We start from the raw sequence: 18511 nt of genomic DNA, 5'->3' as shown, positions 1-18511 counted from the left end.
TATTACTCTTTGTAGCATTTCTATGATGTAATTATATCTACTCTCACTTAATAATACCTTAATAGTAACAAAAATCAAACTAATATAGTTTCTCCACATTTTTGTGGATAATCTTAAAATTAATGAGGATAAGTGGATATTTTAATAAAGTTTTCCACAGAAAAGTGGAAAAAAGTAAAAAAATGTTGATAAATCATGTTTTCATCTTGTTTTCAATGGGGGAAAAGGGTAAAATTATAAAATAAATTTAAGAATTTATAAATGTTTTTATTCCTGAAAGTGTAAAAGTAATCAAAAAACTGTGGAAAAGTTGTTAATTTTTAAGTAATAAAGTTTTAATTTAGAGAGAAAAATAAAAATGAAGATTAAATTAGTAGTTGTTGGAAAACTTAAAGAAAAGTATTTAAAAGATGGAATTGCTGAATATGTTAAACGAATGGGAACGATGCTGCCACTTGAAATTATTGAGCTAGCAGATGAAAAAATTCCAGATAATGCTTCCGAAAAAGAAGCAGAGGCATTGAAAAAACGTGAAGGTGAGAAAATTTTATCACGGATTCAAGCAGGAGATCAGTTAGCGATTTTAGCCATTCAAGGAAAATTAATGTCATCAGAGGAAGTGGCTGATTTTGTGAAGAAAGCTGAAGTTTACGGAACAGGAAATCTTGTTTTTGTAATTGGAGGTTCTTTAGGACTTTCAAAGGAAGTTTATCAACGAAGTGATTTGCAAATTTCTTTTGGGCGAATGACACTCCCTCATCAACTGATGCGTCTGGTTTTAGTAGAACAAATTTATCGGGCACAAATGATTAATCGAGGTTCGGCTTATCATAAGTAAAAATTTGAAAGGAATGAAATGATTAATATTATAGAAGAGATTCGCCAACATAAGAATGAAGAAAATGCTGAAAAACAAGCAGCATATTTGCGTCACCAGTTTGAATTTATTGGTTTAAAAACGCCAGAAAGACGTCTTTTGGCAAAAGATTTTCTAAAGGAAAAAAAGGCAGATAAGAAAATTGATTGGAAGCTTGTTTTCGAATTTTGGAATTTGCCTGAGCGTGAATTTCAATATCTGGCTTTAGATTATCTTCATCAAATGAAGAAATGGCTTATTTTTGATGACATGGAAAAGATAAAAAAATTGACTGTCAGTAAATCATGGTGGGATACGGTTGACGCTTTAGATGAATTGGTTGGTCAACTTTTACTGACAGGTCGTAAACAAGCGACCGAAAATGACTCAACTGCTTATGAACAGGTCAAGACTCTCGTAAAAGAATGGGCTCAAGCCGAAAATTTTTGGATTCGACGAATTGCAATTGACTGTCAATTAAGCTTTAAAAATCAAACAGATTTAGAATTACTTTCATATAATATTGAAAAAAATCTTTTAGGTAGTTCTTTTGCTGATGAATTTTTTATTACGAAAGCAATAGGTTGGGCTTTGCGAGATTTGGCAAAAACAAATTCTGCTTGGGTCATAAAATTTATTGAAGAACATGAAAATAAAATGGCGAAACTTTCAATTCGAGAAGCAAGTAAACATCTCTAAAGCTTGATTTGACAGAGTTTTCAAACTATGATAGAATAAGAAGAATGTTCGAAAATGAACTTAAATTTGAATAAAACTTATAAAGGAGACAGAAATGTCAGGCTTATCTCTTATTTTTATCGTTGTCGTTATGGGTGGGATGATGTTCTTCATGAACCGTCAACAAAAGAAACAACAATCTAAACGCCAAGAACAATTGGATGCAATGCAACCAGGTTCAGAAATCGTAACAATTGGTGGATTGCACGGAATTCTTTCAAGCATTGATTCAGCAAAAGGAACAATTGAACTTGATTGTGAAGGTGTGATTTTGACTTTCGACCGTGCAGCCGTAAAAACTGTAAAAAGTGGTGTAACACCAGAAACAACTGTTGTTGAAGAAACACCGGCCGAAACAAAAGTGGAAAGCCCAATTGAAGAAAACTAATCTCTTTTCTACATTTAATGAGAAAATAGATTTAATTTATTTTCCTGTCAGTTACTGACAGGATTTTTTTATAAAATATTTTACTGACAGATTTATCTGTCAGTTGATTTTAGCAAATAGAATAACTTATGATTACTGACCAATAAAATTTGAGATACAAATCTATATTAAAATATGGTAAAATGGAAAAGTAATACTGTCTTTTTTGAAAAAACAGTAGAGAAAGTTTTTGAATAAATTGATAAAGAAAAAAATAAGAAGAAGAGAATTTCTTTCTTAGAGTCTTTGGGGTAAATAAAACTTTAATAACCAAAGAGCATAATGGTGAATTTATGATAAATATTTTTTGCATAAAATTCTCATGTGAGGTACTATGTTTAATAACTTAAAAAATAAAGAGCAAGAAGAATTACTTCCAGAGCATATCGGAATTATCATGGATGGTAATGGACGATGGGCTAAGCAGAAAGGGAAACCACGAATCTTTGGACACAAAGCAGGAATGGATTCGCTAAAAGATGTTGCTGTTCATGGTGCGAGACGTGGCATAAAAGTGATGACTGTTTATGCTTTTTCCACAGAAAATTGGACAAGACCAGTTGATGAAGTGAAATTCATCATGAGTTTACCTATCGATTTTTATAGCAAATATGTTCCAGTTTTAAAAGAAGAAAATATACAGATTCGGATGATTGGTGAACGCGAAGGTTTGCCAAAAGCAACGTTAGATTCAATTGACCGTGCGGCTCAAGAAACTTCTGAAAATGACGGAATGATTTTGAATTTTGCAATGAATTATGGTGGCCGTCGTGATATTATTTTAGCCATTCAAGAGCTTGCTAAAAGTGGTCAGGATTTAAGTTTACTGACAGAAGAAGAGTTGTCAAAACATCTACAAACTGCTGTTTTGCCTGAAAATCTTCGGGATCCAGACTTGATTATCAGAACATCTGGTGAACAAAGAATGTCTAATTTCTTGACTTGGCAGTCAGCTTATAGTGAATTATATTTTGCGCAAACTGCTTGGCCAGATTTCGATGATAAAGAATTGGACAAAGCTATTTCTGCTTTTCAAAAGCGTGACCGCAGATATGGAGGAGTCAAATAATGATGCAACGAATTATCACAGGAGTGGTTGCGGGAGGAATCTTTTTAGCCCTCTTGCTTCTTGGAGGAGCTTACTTTCAAATTTTAGTTGCTTTGCTTGTTATTATTGCAATGCAAGAGCTATTTAGAATGTATAAATTACAAGTTTTTTCATTTGAAGGAATTTTAGCGACTTTAGCTGCTTTGTCACTTGCTTTGCCAGTCGGTAAACATTGGTTAGGTCTAAATGCTGACGGGGGAGTGATGCTCTTTACACTCTTTTTATTCATGATGTTAACAGGAATGGTCCTTTCAAACGGGAAATATTCTTTTGTTGATGTTGGTTTTCCTTTTCTTTCGGCTTTCTATGTAGGGATTGGTTTTCAAAATTTACTGACAGCACGTCAAACAAGTGTTTATATTGTCTTTTTAGCTCTATTTATCGTTTGGGCGACAGATATTGGGGCCTATGCTTTTGGCCGCTCGCTTAAAGACCGCTTTCCACAAAAACTTTTGCCATCTGTTTCACCAAATAAAACAGTGGTCGGTTCAGTTGGAGGAATTGTTTCAGCCGTTGTTGTTGCCTTAGTCATGTATTTCTTATTTACTAAGGAATTGCCGCAAATTGGCTTTGTGAAACTTGTTATCTTTACAATTATCTTTTCAGTGGTTGGTCAGATTGGTGACCTTGTGGAATCAAGTATTAAACGTCATTTTGGCGTAAAAGATTCAGGTAAAATTTTACCAGGTCATGGTGGAATTCTTGACCGCTTTGACAATTTAATTTTTGTTTTCCCGATTATGCATCTACTTGGACTATTCTAATTTTAAGGAGGAAGTCGATTGATAAAAACACTGATTACTTTTATTATTATCTTTGGTATTATTGTCGCTATCCATGAATATGGCCATCTTTGGTGGGCAAAACGTTCAGGAATTTTAGTGCGTGAATATGCCGTTGGAATGGGTCCGAAAATTTTTGCTCACCAAGCAAAAGATGGGACACTTTACACGATAAGAATTCTTCCACTCGGTGGCTATGTTCGTTTGGCTGGTTGGGGTGATGACAAGACTGAAATCAAAAAAGGACAAGCTGCAAGTCTTGTTGTCAGTAAATCTGAAGTAGTAAATCCAGAAGCTGAAAATTCTGTCAGTAATATCGTCAGAAGAATTAATCTGTCAGAACATGTTGAATTAGAAGAAGCAATTCCGATGTTGATTACTGAATATGATTTTGAAAAAGAACTTTTCATTGAAGGAGAAGTTTTTGGGGAAATCAAACGTTATTCTGTTGATCATGATGCAACAATCATTGAAGAAGATGGAACAGAAGTTCGGATTGCACCACTCGATGTTCAATATCAATCAGCCGGTGTCTTTCATAAAATATTGACAAACTTCGGTGGTCCTTTGAATAACTTTATTTTAGGAATCATCGCTTTTATCGTTCTAACCTTTGTTCAAGGAGGCGTTCCTTCAACTACTAATGCTATTGGCCAAGTTGAAAAAGGAACACCCGCTTACAATGCAGGCTTAAAAGCTGGTGATAAAATTGAAGCAGTCAATGGAACTAAAACGGCAGATTGGAACAATGTTGTTACTGAAATTTCAGGTTCTAAAGGAAAAGAATTAAAACTTGAAGTTAGCCGTTCAGGCAAATCGGAAACCTTATCAGTTACACCTAAAAAAATGGACGGAAGTTACCGTGTTGGCATTATGCAATCAATGAAAACAGGTTTCTTTGATAAGATTACAGGTGGCTTTGTTCAAGCAGGCCAATCAGCTACAGCAATCTTTAAAGCTTTAGGAAGTTTGATTGCACGACCGAGTCTTGATAAACTTGGTGGTCCAGTTGCTATTTATCAACTCAGTGGCCAAGCCGCGAGAGCAGGTTTGCCGACGATTATTAATCTTTTAGCTATGCTTTCAATTAATTTAGGGATTGTCAATCTTTTTCCTATTCCAGTACTTGATGGTGGAAAAATTGTCCTAAATATTATTGAAGCAATTCGTGGCAAAGCACTCTCACAAGAAAAGGAATCAATCATCACAATGGTAGGAGTTGTCTTCATGCTTGTGCTCTTTGTAGCAGTAACATGGAATGATATTCTCCGAGCCTTTGTAAATTAATATATCTATTCGTCTTCTATTTCAAAAGGAAAGAAGCTGAACCAAACTCATAAAGGAAATTTTAAAATTATGAAACAATCAAAAATGCTTATACCAACCCTTCGGGAAATGCCTTCTGATGCCCAGGTTATCAGCCATGCTTTACTTATGCGCGCAGGATATGTTCGTCAAGTTTCAGCAGGAATTTATGCTTACTTGCCATTAGCAAACCGCGTACTTGAAAAGTTGAAAAATATCATGCGTGAAGAGTTTGACGAAATTGGTGCAGTAGAACTTCTTGCTCCAAGTCTTTTGACAGCTGACCTTTGGCGCGAATCTGGCCGTTATGACACATATGGTGAGGATTTATATAAATTAAAAAACCGTGATAATTCTGATTTTATTTTAGGACCAACACATGAAGAAACAATGACTTCTCTTGTCCGTGATGAAATTACTTCTTATAAAAAATTACCACTTAATGTTTACCAAATTGCTCCAAAATTCCGTGATGAAAAACGTCCACGTTATGGACTATTGCGCGGTCGTGAGTTCTTGATGAAAGATGGTTATAGCTACCATGCTGACCAAGATTCATTGGACGAGACTTATAATGATTACAAAAAAGCCTACGAAAAAATCTTTGAACGTGCTGGCTTAAATTTTAAACCAATTATTGCCGATGCTGGAGCAATGGGTGGTAAAGATAGCCAAGAATTTATTGCTATTACAGATGATAGAATCAATCTTGAAAAATGGCTCGTTTTGAGTAAAAATATTACATCAATCGAAGAAATTCCAGATTCTGTCCTTTCAGAAATCAAAGAAGAACTTGGCAAATGGTTGATTGCTGGTGAAGATACAATTGTCTACGCTGAAGGTGGTGATTATGCGGCAAATATTGAAATGGCCAGCAGTCAATTTGAACCAAATGTAGCTTATACTGAAGAACTTGAACTTGAAAAAGTAGCAACACCAAGTGCTAAAACAATTGATGAAGTTTCAAAATTCCTTGAAATTGATGAAGAACAAACAGTTAAAACATTGGTTTATCACGCAGATGATGAATTAGTGGTTATTTTGTTAAATGGTAATGACCAACTCAACGAAGTCAAATTGACCAATTATCTTGGAGCATCATTTATTGAAGCTGCCAGTGAAGCAGAAGTTGAAGAAAAATTTGGAGCACATTTTGGTTCACTTGGACCAATCGGACTTGAAAATGTCAAGATTATTGCTGACCGCAAAGTTGAACAAATTAAAAATGCTGTAGTTGGAGCTAACGTTGATGGTTTCCATTATAAAAATGCTAACTTTGGCCGTGATTTTGAAGTTGAAGAGTTTGTTGATTTACGTACAGTTAATGAAGGTGAAATTTCACCAGATGGCCGTGGAACTTTGAAATTTGCGCGTGGTATCGAAATTGGACATATCTTTAAATTAGGAACTCGCTATACAGAAGCGATGAATGCCAATATTCTTGATGCGAATGGTCGTTCAATTCCAATGCTCATGGGTTGTTACGGAATCGGTGTAAGTCGTTTGCTTTCAGCTATTTTGGAACAATTTGCTCGTATCTATGTTGAAAAAACGCCAAGAGAAGAATTTAAATTTAGCTGGTCAATTAATTTCCCTAAAGAATTAGCACCATTTGATATTCATCTTGTTCCAGTTAATGTTAAAGATGAAGCAGCAATGGAATTGACTTCTGAACTTGAAGAAAAATTGCGTGGCAAAGGTTATCAAGTCTTAGTAGATGACCGCAATGAACGTGCAGGTGTTAAATTTGCTGACAGCGATTTGATTGGTTTGCCAGTTCGTGTGACAATCGGTAAAAAAGCTGCTGAGGGTGTTGTTGAAGTTAAAATTCGTGCGACAGGTGAAGTTGTTGAAATTAATAAAGATGAACTTGTCAATACCATTGAAATTTTAAGTAAATAATAAAAGAGATTTACTATGAAAATTGTTATTGTTGGAAGCTCCCACGCCGGAATTTGTGCCGGATTACGGGCGCTTGAAGAATACCCAGAAGCCGAAATTACGCTTTATGATAAGCGTAATCAGGTTTCTTTTGTTTCTCAAGGAATTATTTCTTATCTGGCGGGTCAAAAATCTGTCCTTAATCAATCTAGTTATTCTTCGGTAGAAGAACTAAAAGCTGCTGGTTTAAACATGCAAATGGAAACGGTGGTTGAAGAGATTGATACCAAAAATAAACGGCTATTTTATCGGAGAGTCAATTCCAAAAAGACGAAACTAGCTCTCTATGATAAATTGATTTTTGCTACGGGTTCTTATCCGGCAATGACCTCTGTTCCTTTTGATAAAAAAAGCAAACTTTACTTTTTAAAAAGTATGGATGATGCAATAAAAACAGATGAATTTCTGAAAACAGCCAAAAATATTGCAGTAATTGGTGGTGGAATGACCGGAGTTGAAGTTGCTCGGATTGCCCAAGAAAGAGGAATTCAGACAACACTCATTCATCGCAATAAAAATCTTTTAAACGATTATCTTGATGAACCAGCAAGTCATTTATTGGAAAGTTGGATGAATGCAGAGGGAACGCGTCTTCTATTAAATACAGAAGTGACAGAAATTGGGTTTGACGAAGAAAATACAATCATTCAAACAGCAAATGGTCAGAAAATTCCTGTTGATGGAGTAATCTTTACGATTGGTTTTCGGCCTAATTCTTATCTTCTGAATCAACAAGTTGAGTTAGGAGATAGCGGAGCGGTTATTGTTGATGAATACATGCAAACCTCTTGTTCAGATGTTTTTGCTGTCGGAGATGTTTCAACGACTTATGTTAATTTGTTGGAAAAAAGCTATTATCTGCCACATGCTTCGGATGCTGTTCGCGATGGTGAAATTGCGGCGATTAATTTACTTGCTCCTCGCCAAAAAATTAATAGTAGTCAGGGAACTTATCATGTTCCAATGAATAATTTAGTGATGGCTATGACTGGGATTACAATAAGACAGGCAGTTGATGCTGGTTATGATGCAGATGCGGTTCATTTACTAAATGAACACTTAGACGGACATTCACCAAGTAATATTTGGATGATTTATGAGAGACGTACTCATCAAATTCTTGGTTTACAATGTATTGGAAAAACGAGCGATATGGCAGAGTACGTCAATATTTTCTCACTTGCTATTCAACAAGAATTAAAAATTGAGGATATTGAGTTCACAGACTTTTATTTTGAACATGGCTACAAAGATCCTCGTGGTCTTAATCGCATATTAGCTCGACTAGTAAGGGAGAATGAAAGGTAGATTGTGTGGAAACGACTAATAAAGAGATAGTTTATTGTCAAAAAGTGCTTCACTTACTTGAGGATTTGCAGAAAGTTCAACAAAGCATTGAATCTTTTGCTGAACACTCTGATAAGCAAAAAATTCATACTCATCAAACTCTATCATTGATTTTAAAATTAGCACTTCTTCTTATTATTTTAGGAGTAGGAATATTTTTAAAGTTGTCATTAGTTCTTTTGTTGGTGATTTCAGTTGTCTATTTATTCATTTTTTGTCTTTTGTTCAGATATGATTCCAAAAAATTTAAAGAAAAATTAGCTTTAGAGGGTGAAAGTTCTCTAAAAATGAAATCTTTAAATGCTGATTTGAACAAACTTAAAGAAGATGAAGAAAAAATTCAGACAGAATTAAATCATTTTCGACGAATTCCCACACAATTTAAAACAATAGAAGCTGTCAGTCATATGATTCGCTATATGAAACGTGGCGAAGCACAGACAGTAGAAGAAGCACTCTATTTTTGGGAAATGGATGAAGAAAATCGCTCAACTGGTAAATAGTTTTACTGACAGCTCTGTCAGTAACTATTAATTTTAAAATAAAATAACTGACAGTTTTGTCAGTTATTTTATTCTTAAAAAAGTATGAAAAGCAACATTTTTTTATGCTATAATGAGAAATGAAATTCTATTTGCTAAGGATAGAAAAAATAAGATAAAGGGTCAAAAAACATGGAAAATCTGTTTGAAAAATTGATGGAACAAATCAAAATGCCACCAAATTTGCGTCGTTCTAGCCAATTTGAGCATGCTGATATTGAAAATGTTGAAGTGCACACGGCAAGTAAGCTCTGGCACTTTCAGTTAATTTTTGATGAGATTTTACCAATTGATACATATAAATTACTGACAGAACTGACGGAAACTGCTTTTTCGACAATTGCTCGTACAGAAATTTCTGTCAGCAGTCGAAATCAAAATATTGATGAGCAAAATCTTAACGATTATTATCAATTTGCACTTACACTTCCAGAATTATGCGATTCTGCTTTTTCAAGTATTTTTAAGAAATATCATCTTGAAAAGGAAGAAGAAAAAATTCACTTAATGGTGGAAGATAATCCGCAAATGGATTTTTTTGTGGAGAAATATTTTCCAATTCTAGAGGAAAAATTTAAGTCTTTCGGTTTTGGAGAATTAAGAATAACCCCTCTAGTTGACCAGGAGCTGACAGAAACGCAAGCAGCTGCTCACGCTGAAAAAGTTGCGGCTCGCTTGGCGGCTCAAACTGCAGAACAAGCCCAAATTTCTGAAATCAAAAAACAACGTTCAGAAGAACGGGAAAGCAAAAATACCAGAGAAGCAAAACCAGAATTTGTGGAAACAGCACTTTCTGACGGTATTTTCTTTGGCCGAAAAATCAGCGGACAAAGTCCAATTACCAGCATGTCTTTTATTGCTGGAGAAGGTTTTGGCGTTATTTTTGAGGGGCTTGTTTTTGAAGCCGCACACCGTGAGTTTACGGGAAAAGAATCAGGCAAAGTCAACCATATTTTAGAATTAAAAATGGCTGATGAAACTTCAACTTTTATGATTTCAAAATGGGGGCGTAAGGATGAAGAAATTGCCCAATTTGATCAAATTGTCAATACTGTCAAAGCTATGAATGAAAAAATTATAGCTGACCGTACTGATGGAGAAAATAATTTTACTGACAGCTTATCTGATGCTCTTTGGTTGCGTGTACAAGGAAATATTGAACATGACAAATACAAAGATGATTTGGTGATGACCGCTAATGCGGTTGTGGAAATTAAACCTAAACCAACCATTGACCGTGTTGCTCTTCAAATCAAAGCTGTAAAATCAGATAAAATTCAATTAGGTCGCGAAATCAAAAATAATGAACCCGTCACTCCGATGCGTTCTGTCAGTGAATTTTCGACTAACGGACCAGTTGTTTTTGAAGGATATGTCTTTAAAGGCGAACTCCGTGAAATTAAATCACGTAAAACAGGAAATATTAGTTACCTTCTTGAATTTGAGATGACTGATTACACTTCAAGTTTTTATGTTCAGAAATGGCTACGTGGCGAAGAAGAAATTCAGCTAGCCAAACAAATTAAAGCGGGACTATGGTGTCGCGTCCGCGGGAATGTTCAACGGGACAATTTCAAAAATGATTTAGTCCTACAATTGACCGATTTGATTGAAATTCCGACACAAAATGTTCGTGAAGACAAATCAGATGAAAAACGTGTTGAATTTCACGCGCATACTAATATGAGTCAAATGGATGCCATTCCTTCTGCTTCTAGTTTGGTTGCTCAGGCTGCTAAATGGGGACATAAAGCTATTGCAATTACTGACCATGGTGGTTTGCAATCTTTCCCTGAGGCTCACTCGGCTGGAAAGAAGAATGGCATCAAGATTATCTATGGCGTCGAAGCCAATCTTGTTGAAGATGAAATTCCGATTGTTTACAATGAAACTGACGTTGATATGTATGAATCAACTTATGTTGTATTCGACGTAGAAACAACAGGACTTTCGGCAGTTCATAATGATTTGATTCAGATTGCGGCAACAAAAATGCACAAAGGAAATCCAATTGATGAATTTGATGAATTTATCAATCCAGGATATCGTTTGAGCGAATTTACAACAGAATTAACCGGAATTACAGATGACCATGTCAAAAATGCCAAACCATTATATGAAGTTCTAACAAAATTCCAAAAGTTTTGTGAAGGAACAATTCTTGTTGCCCACAATGCAACATTTGACGTGGGCTTCATGAATATGAACTATTCACGAAATGGTTTGCCGATTATCACGCAACCAGTGGTTGATACCCTTGAATTTGCCCGTAATCTCTACCCAGAAATGAAACGTTTTGGTTTGGGTCAATTGACTAAGAAATTCCAAATCGGACTTGAACATCACCATATGGCCAACTTTGATGCGGAAGCAACCGGACGTTTGCTCTTTGTATTTTTGGAAGAATTACGTACTAGAAATACAGGATGGACAAGTCTTTTAGAACTTAATGACAAATTGGTCAGTGAAGATTCTTATAAAAAAGTTCGTCCAAAACACGTGACTTTATATGCTAAGACACAAGAAGGTTTAAAAAATCTCTTTAAAATTGTTAGTTTTGGGAATGTTAAATATTATGCTGGTCTTCCTCGGGTTCCACGTTCGGTTTTAGAAGCCAACCGTAAAGGATTGTTGGTCGGTTCGGCCTGCGAAATTGGTGAAGTTTTTGATGCGGCAATCAATAAAACATTTGAAGAAACGCTTGAAATCGCCAAGTTTTATGATTTTATCGAAGTATTTCCACCAGCTCTTTATCGTTCACTTGTTGTTGGTGGTTCTTTCAAATCAGAAAAAGAATTGGAACAAACGCTTAAAGATTTGATAAAAATTGGTAAGACTTTAGGCAAGCCAGTTCTGGCCACAGGTAATTTACATTATTTGAACCCAGAAGATGCTATTTATCGAGAAATTATTGTTCGCTCACTTGGTCTTGGAGCTGAAATTAACTGGACTCAAGGACACGGGGAACATGCCAAACCTCTTCCATTACCCGAAGCTCATTTTAGAACAACTGATGAAATGCTTGAAGCCTTTAGTTTTCTTGATGAGAAGACCGCGCGTGAAATTGTCATTGACAATACGCAAAAATTGGCCGATGAATTTGATGTATTGACTCCAGTTCGGGATGATTTATATACACCTAAGATGGTTTTTGATGGAGGAGAAACTTCCGAGGAACGGATTGTTCGCTTAACTTATGAAAAAGCACATGAGTGGTATGGTAATCCATTGCCAGATATTATTGACGCACGACTTGAAAAAGAACTTCGATCGATTTTAGGAAATGGTTTCTCGGTTGTTTATATTATTTCACAAGAACTTGTAAAACGTTCTAATGACCGAGGCTATATCGTTGGTTCACGGGGTTCTGTTGGTTCATCACTTGTTGCAACAATGATTGGGATTACCGAAGTAAATCCCTTAGCTCCACATTATCGTTGCCCAGAATGTCAATATTTTGAATGCTATGATGATGGATCTTTCGGTTCTGGTTATGACATGCCAGATAAAAATTGCCCTAAATGTGATCATAAACTCATCAAAGATGGGCATGATATTCCTTTTGAAACTTTCTTAGGTTTCAAGGGAGACAAAGTTCCCGATATCGATTTGAACTTCTCTGGGGATGATCAACCCCTTGCTCACTTGGACGTTCGAGATATCTTTGGTGAAGATTATGCCTTTCGAGCAGGAACAATTGGTACGGTTGCTGAAAAAACAGCCTTTGGTTTTGTCAAAGGATATGAACGTGATTATGATCAATTTTATGGAAATGCAGAAATTGACCGCTTAGCTGCTGGCTCAACTGGTGTTAAACGAACAACAGGACAGCACCCAGGTGGGATTATCGTTATTCCAAATTATATGGATGTTTATGATTTTTCTCCTGTTCAATTTCCGGCCGATGATGTTAATGCCGAATGGCAAACGACTCACTTTGATTTCCATGCCATTCATGACAATATCTTAAAACTTGACATCCTTGGACATGATGACCCTACGATGATTCGAAAATTACAAAGTCTCTCTGGTATTGTTCCTCAAGATATTCCAATGGATGACCCAGGAGTGATGAAGCTTTTCACTGGGACAGAATCTTTGGGCTTGACCGAAGAACAGTTAGGGGTAAAATTAGGAACTTTGGGAATCCCTGAAATGGGAACTTTCACCTCAATGAACATGATTGCCGAAGCCAAACCTAAAAACTTCGCAGATTTACTACAAATTTCTGGACTTTCACACGGGACGGACGTCTGGTCAGGAAATGCTCAAGATTTAATTCGTTCAGGGATTGCCGACTTATCGAGCGTTATTGGCTGTCGGGATGATATCATGGTGTATCTTATTCATAAGGGGCTAGAAAACGGTCTTGCTTTTACAATTATGGAACGGGTGCGTAAGGGAATGTGGAATAAAATTCCCGCCGAAGAACGTGAAAAATATGTAGAAGCTATGCGAGAACATGATGTTCCTGAATGGTACATTGAGTCTTGTTCAAAGATTAAATATATGTTCCCTAAAGCCCATGCGGCAGCCTATATTATGATGGCTTTACGGGTAGCTTATTTCAAAGTTCATCATCCAATATTGTATTATTGTGCATGGTTCTCTATTAGAGCAACTGCCTTTGATATTGGGGTAATGGGAGCAGGCCTTGAAGCAGTCAAAGCCAAAATGAAAGAAATTAAAGATAAAGGTTTTGATGCAACAAATGTTGAAACTAACCTTTATACGACTTTAGAGCTTTGTAATGAAATGTTAGAGCGTGGTTTCACTTTTGGTAAAATTGACCTTTATCGCTCAGAGGCTACTGAGTTTGTTATTGATGGTGATACTTTAATTCCGCCATTTGTAACAATGGACGGATTGGGTGAAAACGTAGCAAAACAAATCGTTGCAGCGCGTGCTGAAGGTGAATTTTTAAGTAAAATGGAACTTCGTAAGCGTGGTGGTGTTTCACAAACAATTATTGAAAACATGACCAATATGGGTGTTCTTGAAGGAATGCCTGATGATAATCAATTAAGTCTATTTGATGATTTCTTTTGATAAATCTAATATTAAAAATAGAGAAAAGGAGGCTTTAAGCCTCCTTTTTTTTATTATTAATAAAAATAAAAAAATTTTTTCCGAGATTTCGGAAAAGGCCTTTTTGGGTATTTTGATTTGATATAATCAGTTTAGAAAACAAGAAATGATTCATGAATCATGAGTGTCGCTCACTCAGAATGATATAAGGAGGATTAAAAATCTTGGAAGAAAAAACTTCGCTATAACAGCGATGCAAACTCTCTACTGACTTGCATCGCATTTCAAAAAGGAGAGCAAAATTATGTCAAATTTTAAAAAAATCTGATCCTTTCAAGTCTAGCAATTCTACTTGTATGGTTCAACTTACCTGCACGTTTACTGGTATGGATTTAGAATAGGGCTGAATAGGTCAGATGTCCAATTGGCTGTGGGAGCAGGCTTGGTTATTGCTGGGGTTTATGTTCCTGTTAGAGCTGCACAAGCAGCTTTAGGAGTTCTTGGACTAACTGTAGGTAGATTTATACCAGGTGGTGTTGTCTTTAATTCATCACCACAGTTTGCACCACTTATGGGGTCTAGAGCAGTAGTATGGGGTACAATGGCAATGAAAATAAATGGCTACAAAATTATAATGACTTCTATGGTAGTCGTAGCGGTTATTTTGCAAATATTTTTTCACTTAAATCCTATTGCCAGCATCATAATCAAAGTGCTTCTCGGAGTTGTGATTTTTAGTGCAATTAGTAGAATCATTTTAGATAATAAAAATAAAGATAAATAAGGATGATAAATAATTTAATAAAAATAATAGGTGTTTCATCTTTCTTATTGCTTTTGACACTGATACTGTTGATTATAGGTCTCGTAATGTTTATTCGCTTAAAAAAGGATAAAAGAGGGAGTTGAGGTCGGTTTGGTATCGGAAAAAGGTATAAAATATTTGATTTTAATAAGAGGTTAAAGGTTGAATTATGATAATCCTAAGAAATAAAAGTCGAAAAATTTTCGGCTTTTTTGTTACATTAACTGATTATTTGCGTATAGTCTAGTATGATACCAAAAATGGCAAAAGAATTAATTCAAAGAGCAATTGATAGAGGTGCATCAGATATTTATCTGATTGCTTCAAAAGAAAAGTATAAACTTTATTTTCGACAAATGACAGCGCGTGTTCTGGTAGAAGAAATTGGGTTAGAAGTTGGCTTAGCACTACTTACTCACTTTAAGTTTCTAGCTGGGATGAATACAGGAGAACGCAGACGAGTTCAATTGGGAGCTTGTTGGTATGAAATAGAGGAAAGTAATGCAAAACGTTTGCGTCTTTCAACAGTGGGGGATTTCGAGGGTAATGAATCCTTAGTAATACGTCTCTTGCATGATCAAAACAAATAACTTGATTTTTGGTTTGATGAAGAGCTAGAGAATTATGATTGTAAAAGAGGATTGCATCTCTTTGCCGGTCCAGTAGGCTCGGGCAAAACATCTTTAATGTTTGATTTAGCTCGTCGTCATTTTACAGATTTACAAGTTATCACTATTGAAGAACCCGTTGAGTTGATTGATTCCGATTTTATTCAGTTACAAGTCAACGAAGTCATTGGTAATAGTTATGATGAATTAATTAAATTATCACTGAGGCATCGCCCAGATTTGTTAATCGTTGGTGAAATTCGTGATAAATTGACCGCTCAAGCAGTTTTACGGGCTAGTTTGACAGGTTATACAGTGTTTTCAACCGTTCATGCCGCTTCTGTTAGAGGTGTCATTCAGAGATTATCAGAGCTGGGTTTAAGTCATTGGGAAATAAAAAATGCTTTATCAAGTGTTGTTTATCAGCGTTTAATAGCTGGGAAAGGAGTATTAGACATTGCCAAAAACGAATTTGAGTCTTGGTCATCAGAAAATTGGAATAAAAAAATTGATCAGCTACTTACAAATGGATATCTCACACCTACTGAAGCCAAGAGGGAAAAAATTAAGACTGATTAAACAAGCCAAACTTATCCAACTGATGGGAAATCTTTTGAATAGTGGATTTAATTTAGGAGAAGTGATAAATTTCTTATCTTTATCAAAACTTGTGGAAAAAGAATTTACATTGAAAATGAAAGAAGGTCTCGCTTCTGGTCAAGCTTTATCAGAGCTTTTAGAAAGTCTTTCATTTTCTAAAAATGTGGTGACACAACTTGCTTTGGTAGAAGTGCATGGTAACTTGTCAGGGACGATGCAATTGGTTGAACTTCATCTAAAAAAACAGCTTAAAGTTAAAAATAAATTAGTGGAAGTTGCTACTTATCCAATATTGTTATTAATTTTTCTGGTTGGAATTATGTGGGGCTTAAAAAATTATTTACTACCACAACTCAATAGTGGCAGTAACTTTGCTACTCTATTGATTAATCATTTACCCTTAGTATTTTTTTCGTTTGGAGCTTTTATATTTTTACTGACAGCTTTGTCAGTAACTCTTTTTAAACGAAAATCAGCAATAATGAATTTTACATTTCTTGTTAAATTACCTCTGGTTCATTCTTTTATCCGTTTATATTTAACAGCTTACTTTGCAAGAGAATGGGGAAATCTAATTGCTCAAGGTGTCGAATTACGTCAAATTATTAACTTGATGAAAAAACAAAAAAGTCGAATTTTTTCAGAAGTTGGCAAGAATCTTGATTTAGAATTGAATGCTGGTCGGTCTTTTGAACAAGCTGTCAGTAAACTTGCGCTTTTTTTACCCGAGCTCTCATTAATGATTGAATATGGAGCTATTAAAGATAAATTAGGCTTAGAGCTTTCGCTTTATGCGGATGAATGTTGGGAACAATTTTTTACAAAGATAGATCGTTTAATGCAATTAATCCAACCTCTTGTTTTTATTTTTGTAGCATTGATGATTATTTTGCTATATGCAGCCATGTTACTCCCCATCTATTCAAATATGGGTTCGGGAATATAGAAAGGATGAAAAAATGGAAAGAACAAAGAAGTTTATTTTAAAGAAAATACAAAAAATATTTTTATTCGTTAAAATTTGTGAAAAAAAATGCCGTCAGAAAGAGCTAAAAGCTTTTACTTTGATAGAGATGTTAATTGTACTAGCTATTATTAGTATTTTGATATTACTATTTGTTCCAAATTTAATTAAAGAAAAATCACAAGTTCAAAAAACTGGAGAAGCGGCAGTTGTAAAAGTAGTAGAAAGTCAAGCCCAACTTTATGAATTAGATCATGATGATGAGAAGCCGACTCTGTCAGAATTGCTCAGCGCTGGGATGATTACTCAAAAACAAATTTCTGCTTACGATAATTACTATGATCAGAATAAAAATGAAGAACGAAATTTTAATGACTAGAGCATTTACTTTACTAGAGTCTCTTCTAGTTTTGTTGATTATTTCTTTTAGCGCAACTCTTTTTTCTTTAGAAATAATACAAACAGTCCATCTTTTTAAGGGAGAATTGTTTGTTCTTCAATTTGAAAATTTCTATAAAAGGAGTCAAGAAGATGCTGCACTGCTTCAAAAATCTGAAAGTTTAGTTGCTAAAAATCAAGAATTAATCTGTGAAGATAGAAGTATCACAATTCCAAAGGAGGTAGCAGTTAAAGTTTTTACAGTTAAATTTGATGATAAGGGAGAGAATTCTAGCTTACAAAAACTCACAATTTCTTTACCTTACGAAAAAAAGCTCATCACTTATCAATTGGAGATAGGCAGTGGAAAATTTAAAAAGAAAATCAGTTAAGGCATATTTGCTTTTGGAAAGTTTAATTAGTATAGCTCTACTCGCTTTTCTAGTCAGCTTTATCTTAAGTTCTCTTGTGCAAGTAAGACAAAAAGATACGGAAGAAAATCAAAAGATTGAAGCTTTAAACGTGGCACAAATGGCGATTGAAAGTCACTTAACAGAATTATCAATCAACGGTTCAGATATAAAGATAAAAGAAAACCAAAATTTACTGATTATTAGTAATCATGGAAAGGAAATTATGCGACTTGAACTTCAAAGTTAAAGCATTTACCTTGTTGGAGTGTTTGGTGGCACTTCTTGCAATTTCTGGTTCAGTCCTTGTTATCTCAGGTTTAACAAAGATGTTGAAAGAACAAGTAGAGATTAGTCAAAGTGATAGCATAAAAGATTGGCAAATTTTCTGTCAGCAAATGCGTTTTGAACTCTCAGGAACAAAATTAGATAGGGTAGAACAGAATTTTCTGTATGTAACTAAAGATAAAAAACTAAGGTTTGGTTTTAGGAGTGATGATTTCCGGAAGACTGATGACAAAGGTCAGGGTTATCAGCCAATGCTTTATGATATAAAAGCGGCTAAGATTCAAGCTACTAAAAATTTAATAACCATAAGAATTGATTTTAATCAAGGAGGTGAAAGAACATTTATCTATCAATTTCCAGAAGATACGTAAGAGGAGGAATACT

General features: G+C 35.1%; 16 protein-coding genes and 1 pseudogene. All 17 read left to right on the top strand.

Annotated features, from left to right (window positions below; translation table 11 throughout):
• The first annotated feature begins 358 nt into the window (after nt 1-358).
• Nucleotides 359-838 (top strand): 23S rRNA (pseudouridine(1915)-N(3))-methyltransferase RlmH, encoded by a 480-nt coding sequence (gene rlmH / locus MKX45_RS00665; RefSeq protein ID WP_003130585.1) that lies wholly within the window; start codon nt 359-361, stop codon nt 836-838.
• Nucleotides 839-856: 18 nt separating this feature from the next.
• Nucleotides 857-1555 (top strand): DNA alkylation repair protein, encoded by a 699-nt coding sequence (locus MKX45_RS00660; RefSeq protein WP_340816712.1) that lies wholly within the window; start codon nt 857-859, stop codon nt 1553-1555.
• A gap of 94 nt (nt 1556-1649) precedes the next feature.
• Nucleotides 1650-1982 carry a preprotein translocase subunit YajC gene (yajC, locus tag MKX45_RS00655; RefSeq protein WP_003130588.1) on the top strand — a complete coding sequence of 111 codons (333 nt, stop codon included), beginning with the start codon at nt 1650-1652 and terminating at the stop codon, nt 1980-1982.
• Nucleotides 1983-2355: 373 nt separating this feature from the next.
• Nucleotides 2356-3090, top strand: coding sequence for an isoprenyl transferase (locus tag MKX45_RS00650; protein WP_003130589.1), 735 nt, complete (start codon nt 2356-2358; stop codon nt 3088-3090).
• Entirely contained in the window at nt 3090-3893 is an 804-nt protein-coding gene (locus MKX45_RS00645; RefSeq protein ID WP_003130590.1) for a phosphatidate cytidylyltransferase, read from the top strand. The genes MKX45_RS00650 and MKX45_RS00645 overlap by 1 nt, the downstream gene beginning before the upstream one ends.
• 18 nt (nt 3894-3911) lie before the next feature.
• The gene (gene rseP, locus MKX45_RS00640; protein ID WP_340816711.1) at nt 3912-5198 is read left to right on the top strand and encodes an RIP metalloprotease RseP; all 1287 of its coding nucleotides are present in this window, start codon (nt 3912-3914) and stop codon (nt 5196-5198) included.
• A 69-nt stretch (nt 5199-5267) separates the two neighbouring features.
• Nucleotides 5268-7118, top strand: a complete 1851-nt coding sequence (locus tag MKX45_RS00635; protein ID WP_057720555.1) for a proline--tRNA ligase — start codon at nt 5268-5270, stop codon at nt 7116-7118.
• 15 nt (nt 7119-7133) lie between these two features.
• Nucleotides 7134-8465: an NAD(P)/FAD-dependent oxidoreductase gene (locus tag MKX45_RS00630; protein ID WP_057720554.1), complete on the top strand. Its 1332-nt coding sequence runs from the start codon at nt 7134-7136 to the stop codon at nt 8463-8465.
• Nucleotides 8466-8470: 5 nt separating this feature from the next.
• Nucleotides 8471-9007 (top strand): hypothetical protein, encoded by a 537-nt coding sequence (locus tag MKX45_RS00625; RefSeq protein ID WP_057720553.1) that lies wholly within the window; start codon nt 8471-8473, stop codon nt 9005-9007.
• Between the two features lie 171 nt (nt 9008-9178).
• Nucleotides 9179-14095 carry a PolC-type DNA polymerase III gene (locus tag MKX45_RS00620; protein ID WP_057720552.1) on the top strand — a complete coding sequence of 1639 codons (4917 nt, stop codon included), beginning with the start codon at nt 9179-9181 and terminating at the stop codon, nt 14093-14095.
• A gap of 421 nt (nt 14096-14516) precedes the next feature.
• The gene (locus MKX45_RS00615) at nt 14517-14858 is read left to right on the top strand and encodes a hypothetical protein (RefSeq protein WP_240664866.1); all 342 of its coding nucleotides are present in this window, start codon (nt 14517-14519) and stop codon (nt 14856-14858) included.
• Nucleotides 14859-15127: 269 nt separating this feature from the next.
• Nucleotides 15128-16066 (top strand): annotated as a pseudogene (gene comGA, locus MKX45_RS00610) (competence type IV pilus ATPase ComGA).
• On the top strand, nt 15960-17033 hold the full coding sequence (gene comGB, locus MKX45_RS00605) for a competence type IV pilus assembly protein ComGB (RefSeq protein WP_080619357.1): 1074 nt from the start codon (nt 15960-15962) through the stop codon (nt 17031-17033). The pseudogene comGA and the gene comGB overlap by 107 nt, the downstream one beginning before the upstream one ends.
• A gap of 13 nt (nt 17034-17046) precedes the next feature.
• Nucleotides 17047-17430: a competence type IV pilus major pilin ComGC gene (gene comGC / locus MKX45_RS00600; protein WP_080651958.1), complete on the top strand. Its 384-nt coding sequence runs from the start codon at nt 17047-17049 to the stop codon at nt 17428-17430.
• Nucleotides 17390-17821: a competence type IV pilus minor pilin ComGD gene (gene comGD / locus MKX45_RS00595; RefSeq protein WP_340816710.1), complete on the top strand. Its 432-nt coding sequence runs from the start codon at nt 17390-17392 to the stop codon at nt 17819-17821. The genes comGC and comGD overlap by 41 nt, the downstream gene beginning before the upstream one ends.
• The gene (gene comGE / locus MKX45_RS00590; protein WP_015427164.1) at nt 17793-18089 is read left to right on the top strand and encodes a competence type IV pilus minor pilin ComGE; all 297 of its coding nucleotides are present in this window, start codon (nt 17793-17795) and stop codon (nt 18087-18089) included. Before comGD ends, comGE begins: the two co-directional genes overlap by 29 nt.
• Nucleotides 18052-18498, top strand: a complete 447-nt coding sequence (gene comGF / locus MKX45_RS00585; protein ID WP_057720549.1) for a competence type IV pilus minor pilin ComGF — start codon at nt 18052-18054, stop codon at nt 18496-18498. Before comGE ends, comGF begins: the two co-directional genes overlap by 38 nt.
• Nucleotides 18499-18511 lie beyond the last annotated feature (13 nt).

This window comes from Lactococcus sp. FSL W8-0209 (assembly GCF_038006585.1).
GTDB classification, from domain to species: domain Bacteria; phylum Bacillota; class Bacilli; order Lactobacillales; family Streptococcaceae; genus Lactococcus; species Lactococcus lactis.
This window is presented reverse-complemented; position numbering and strand designations above follow the sequence as displayed.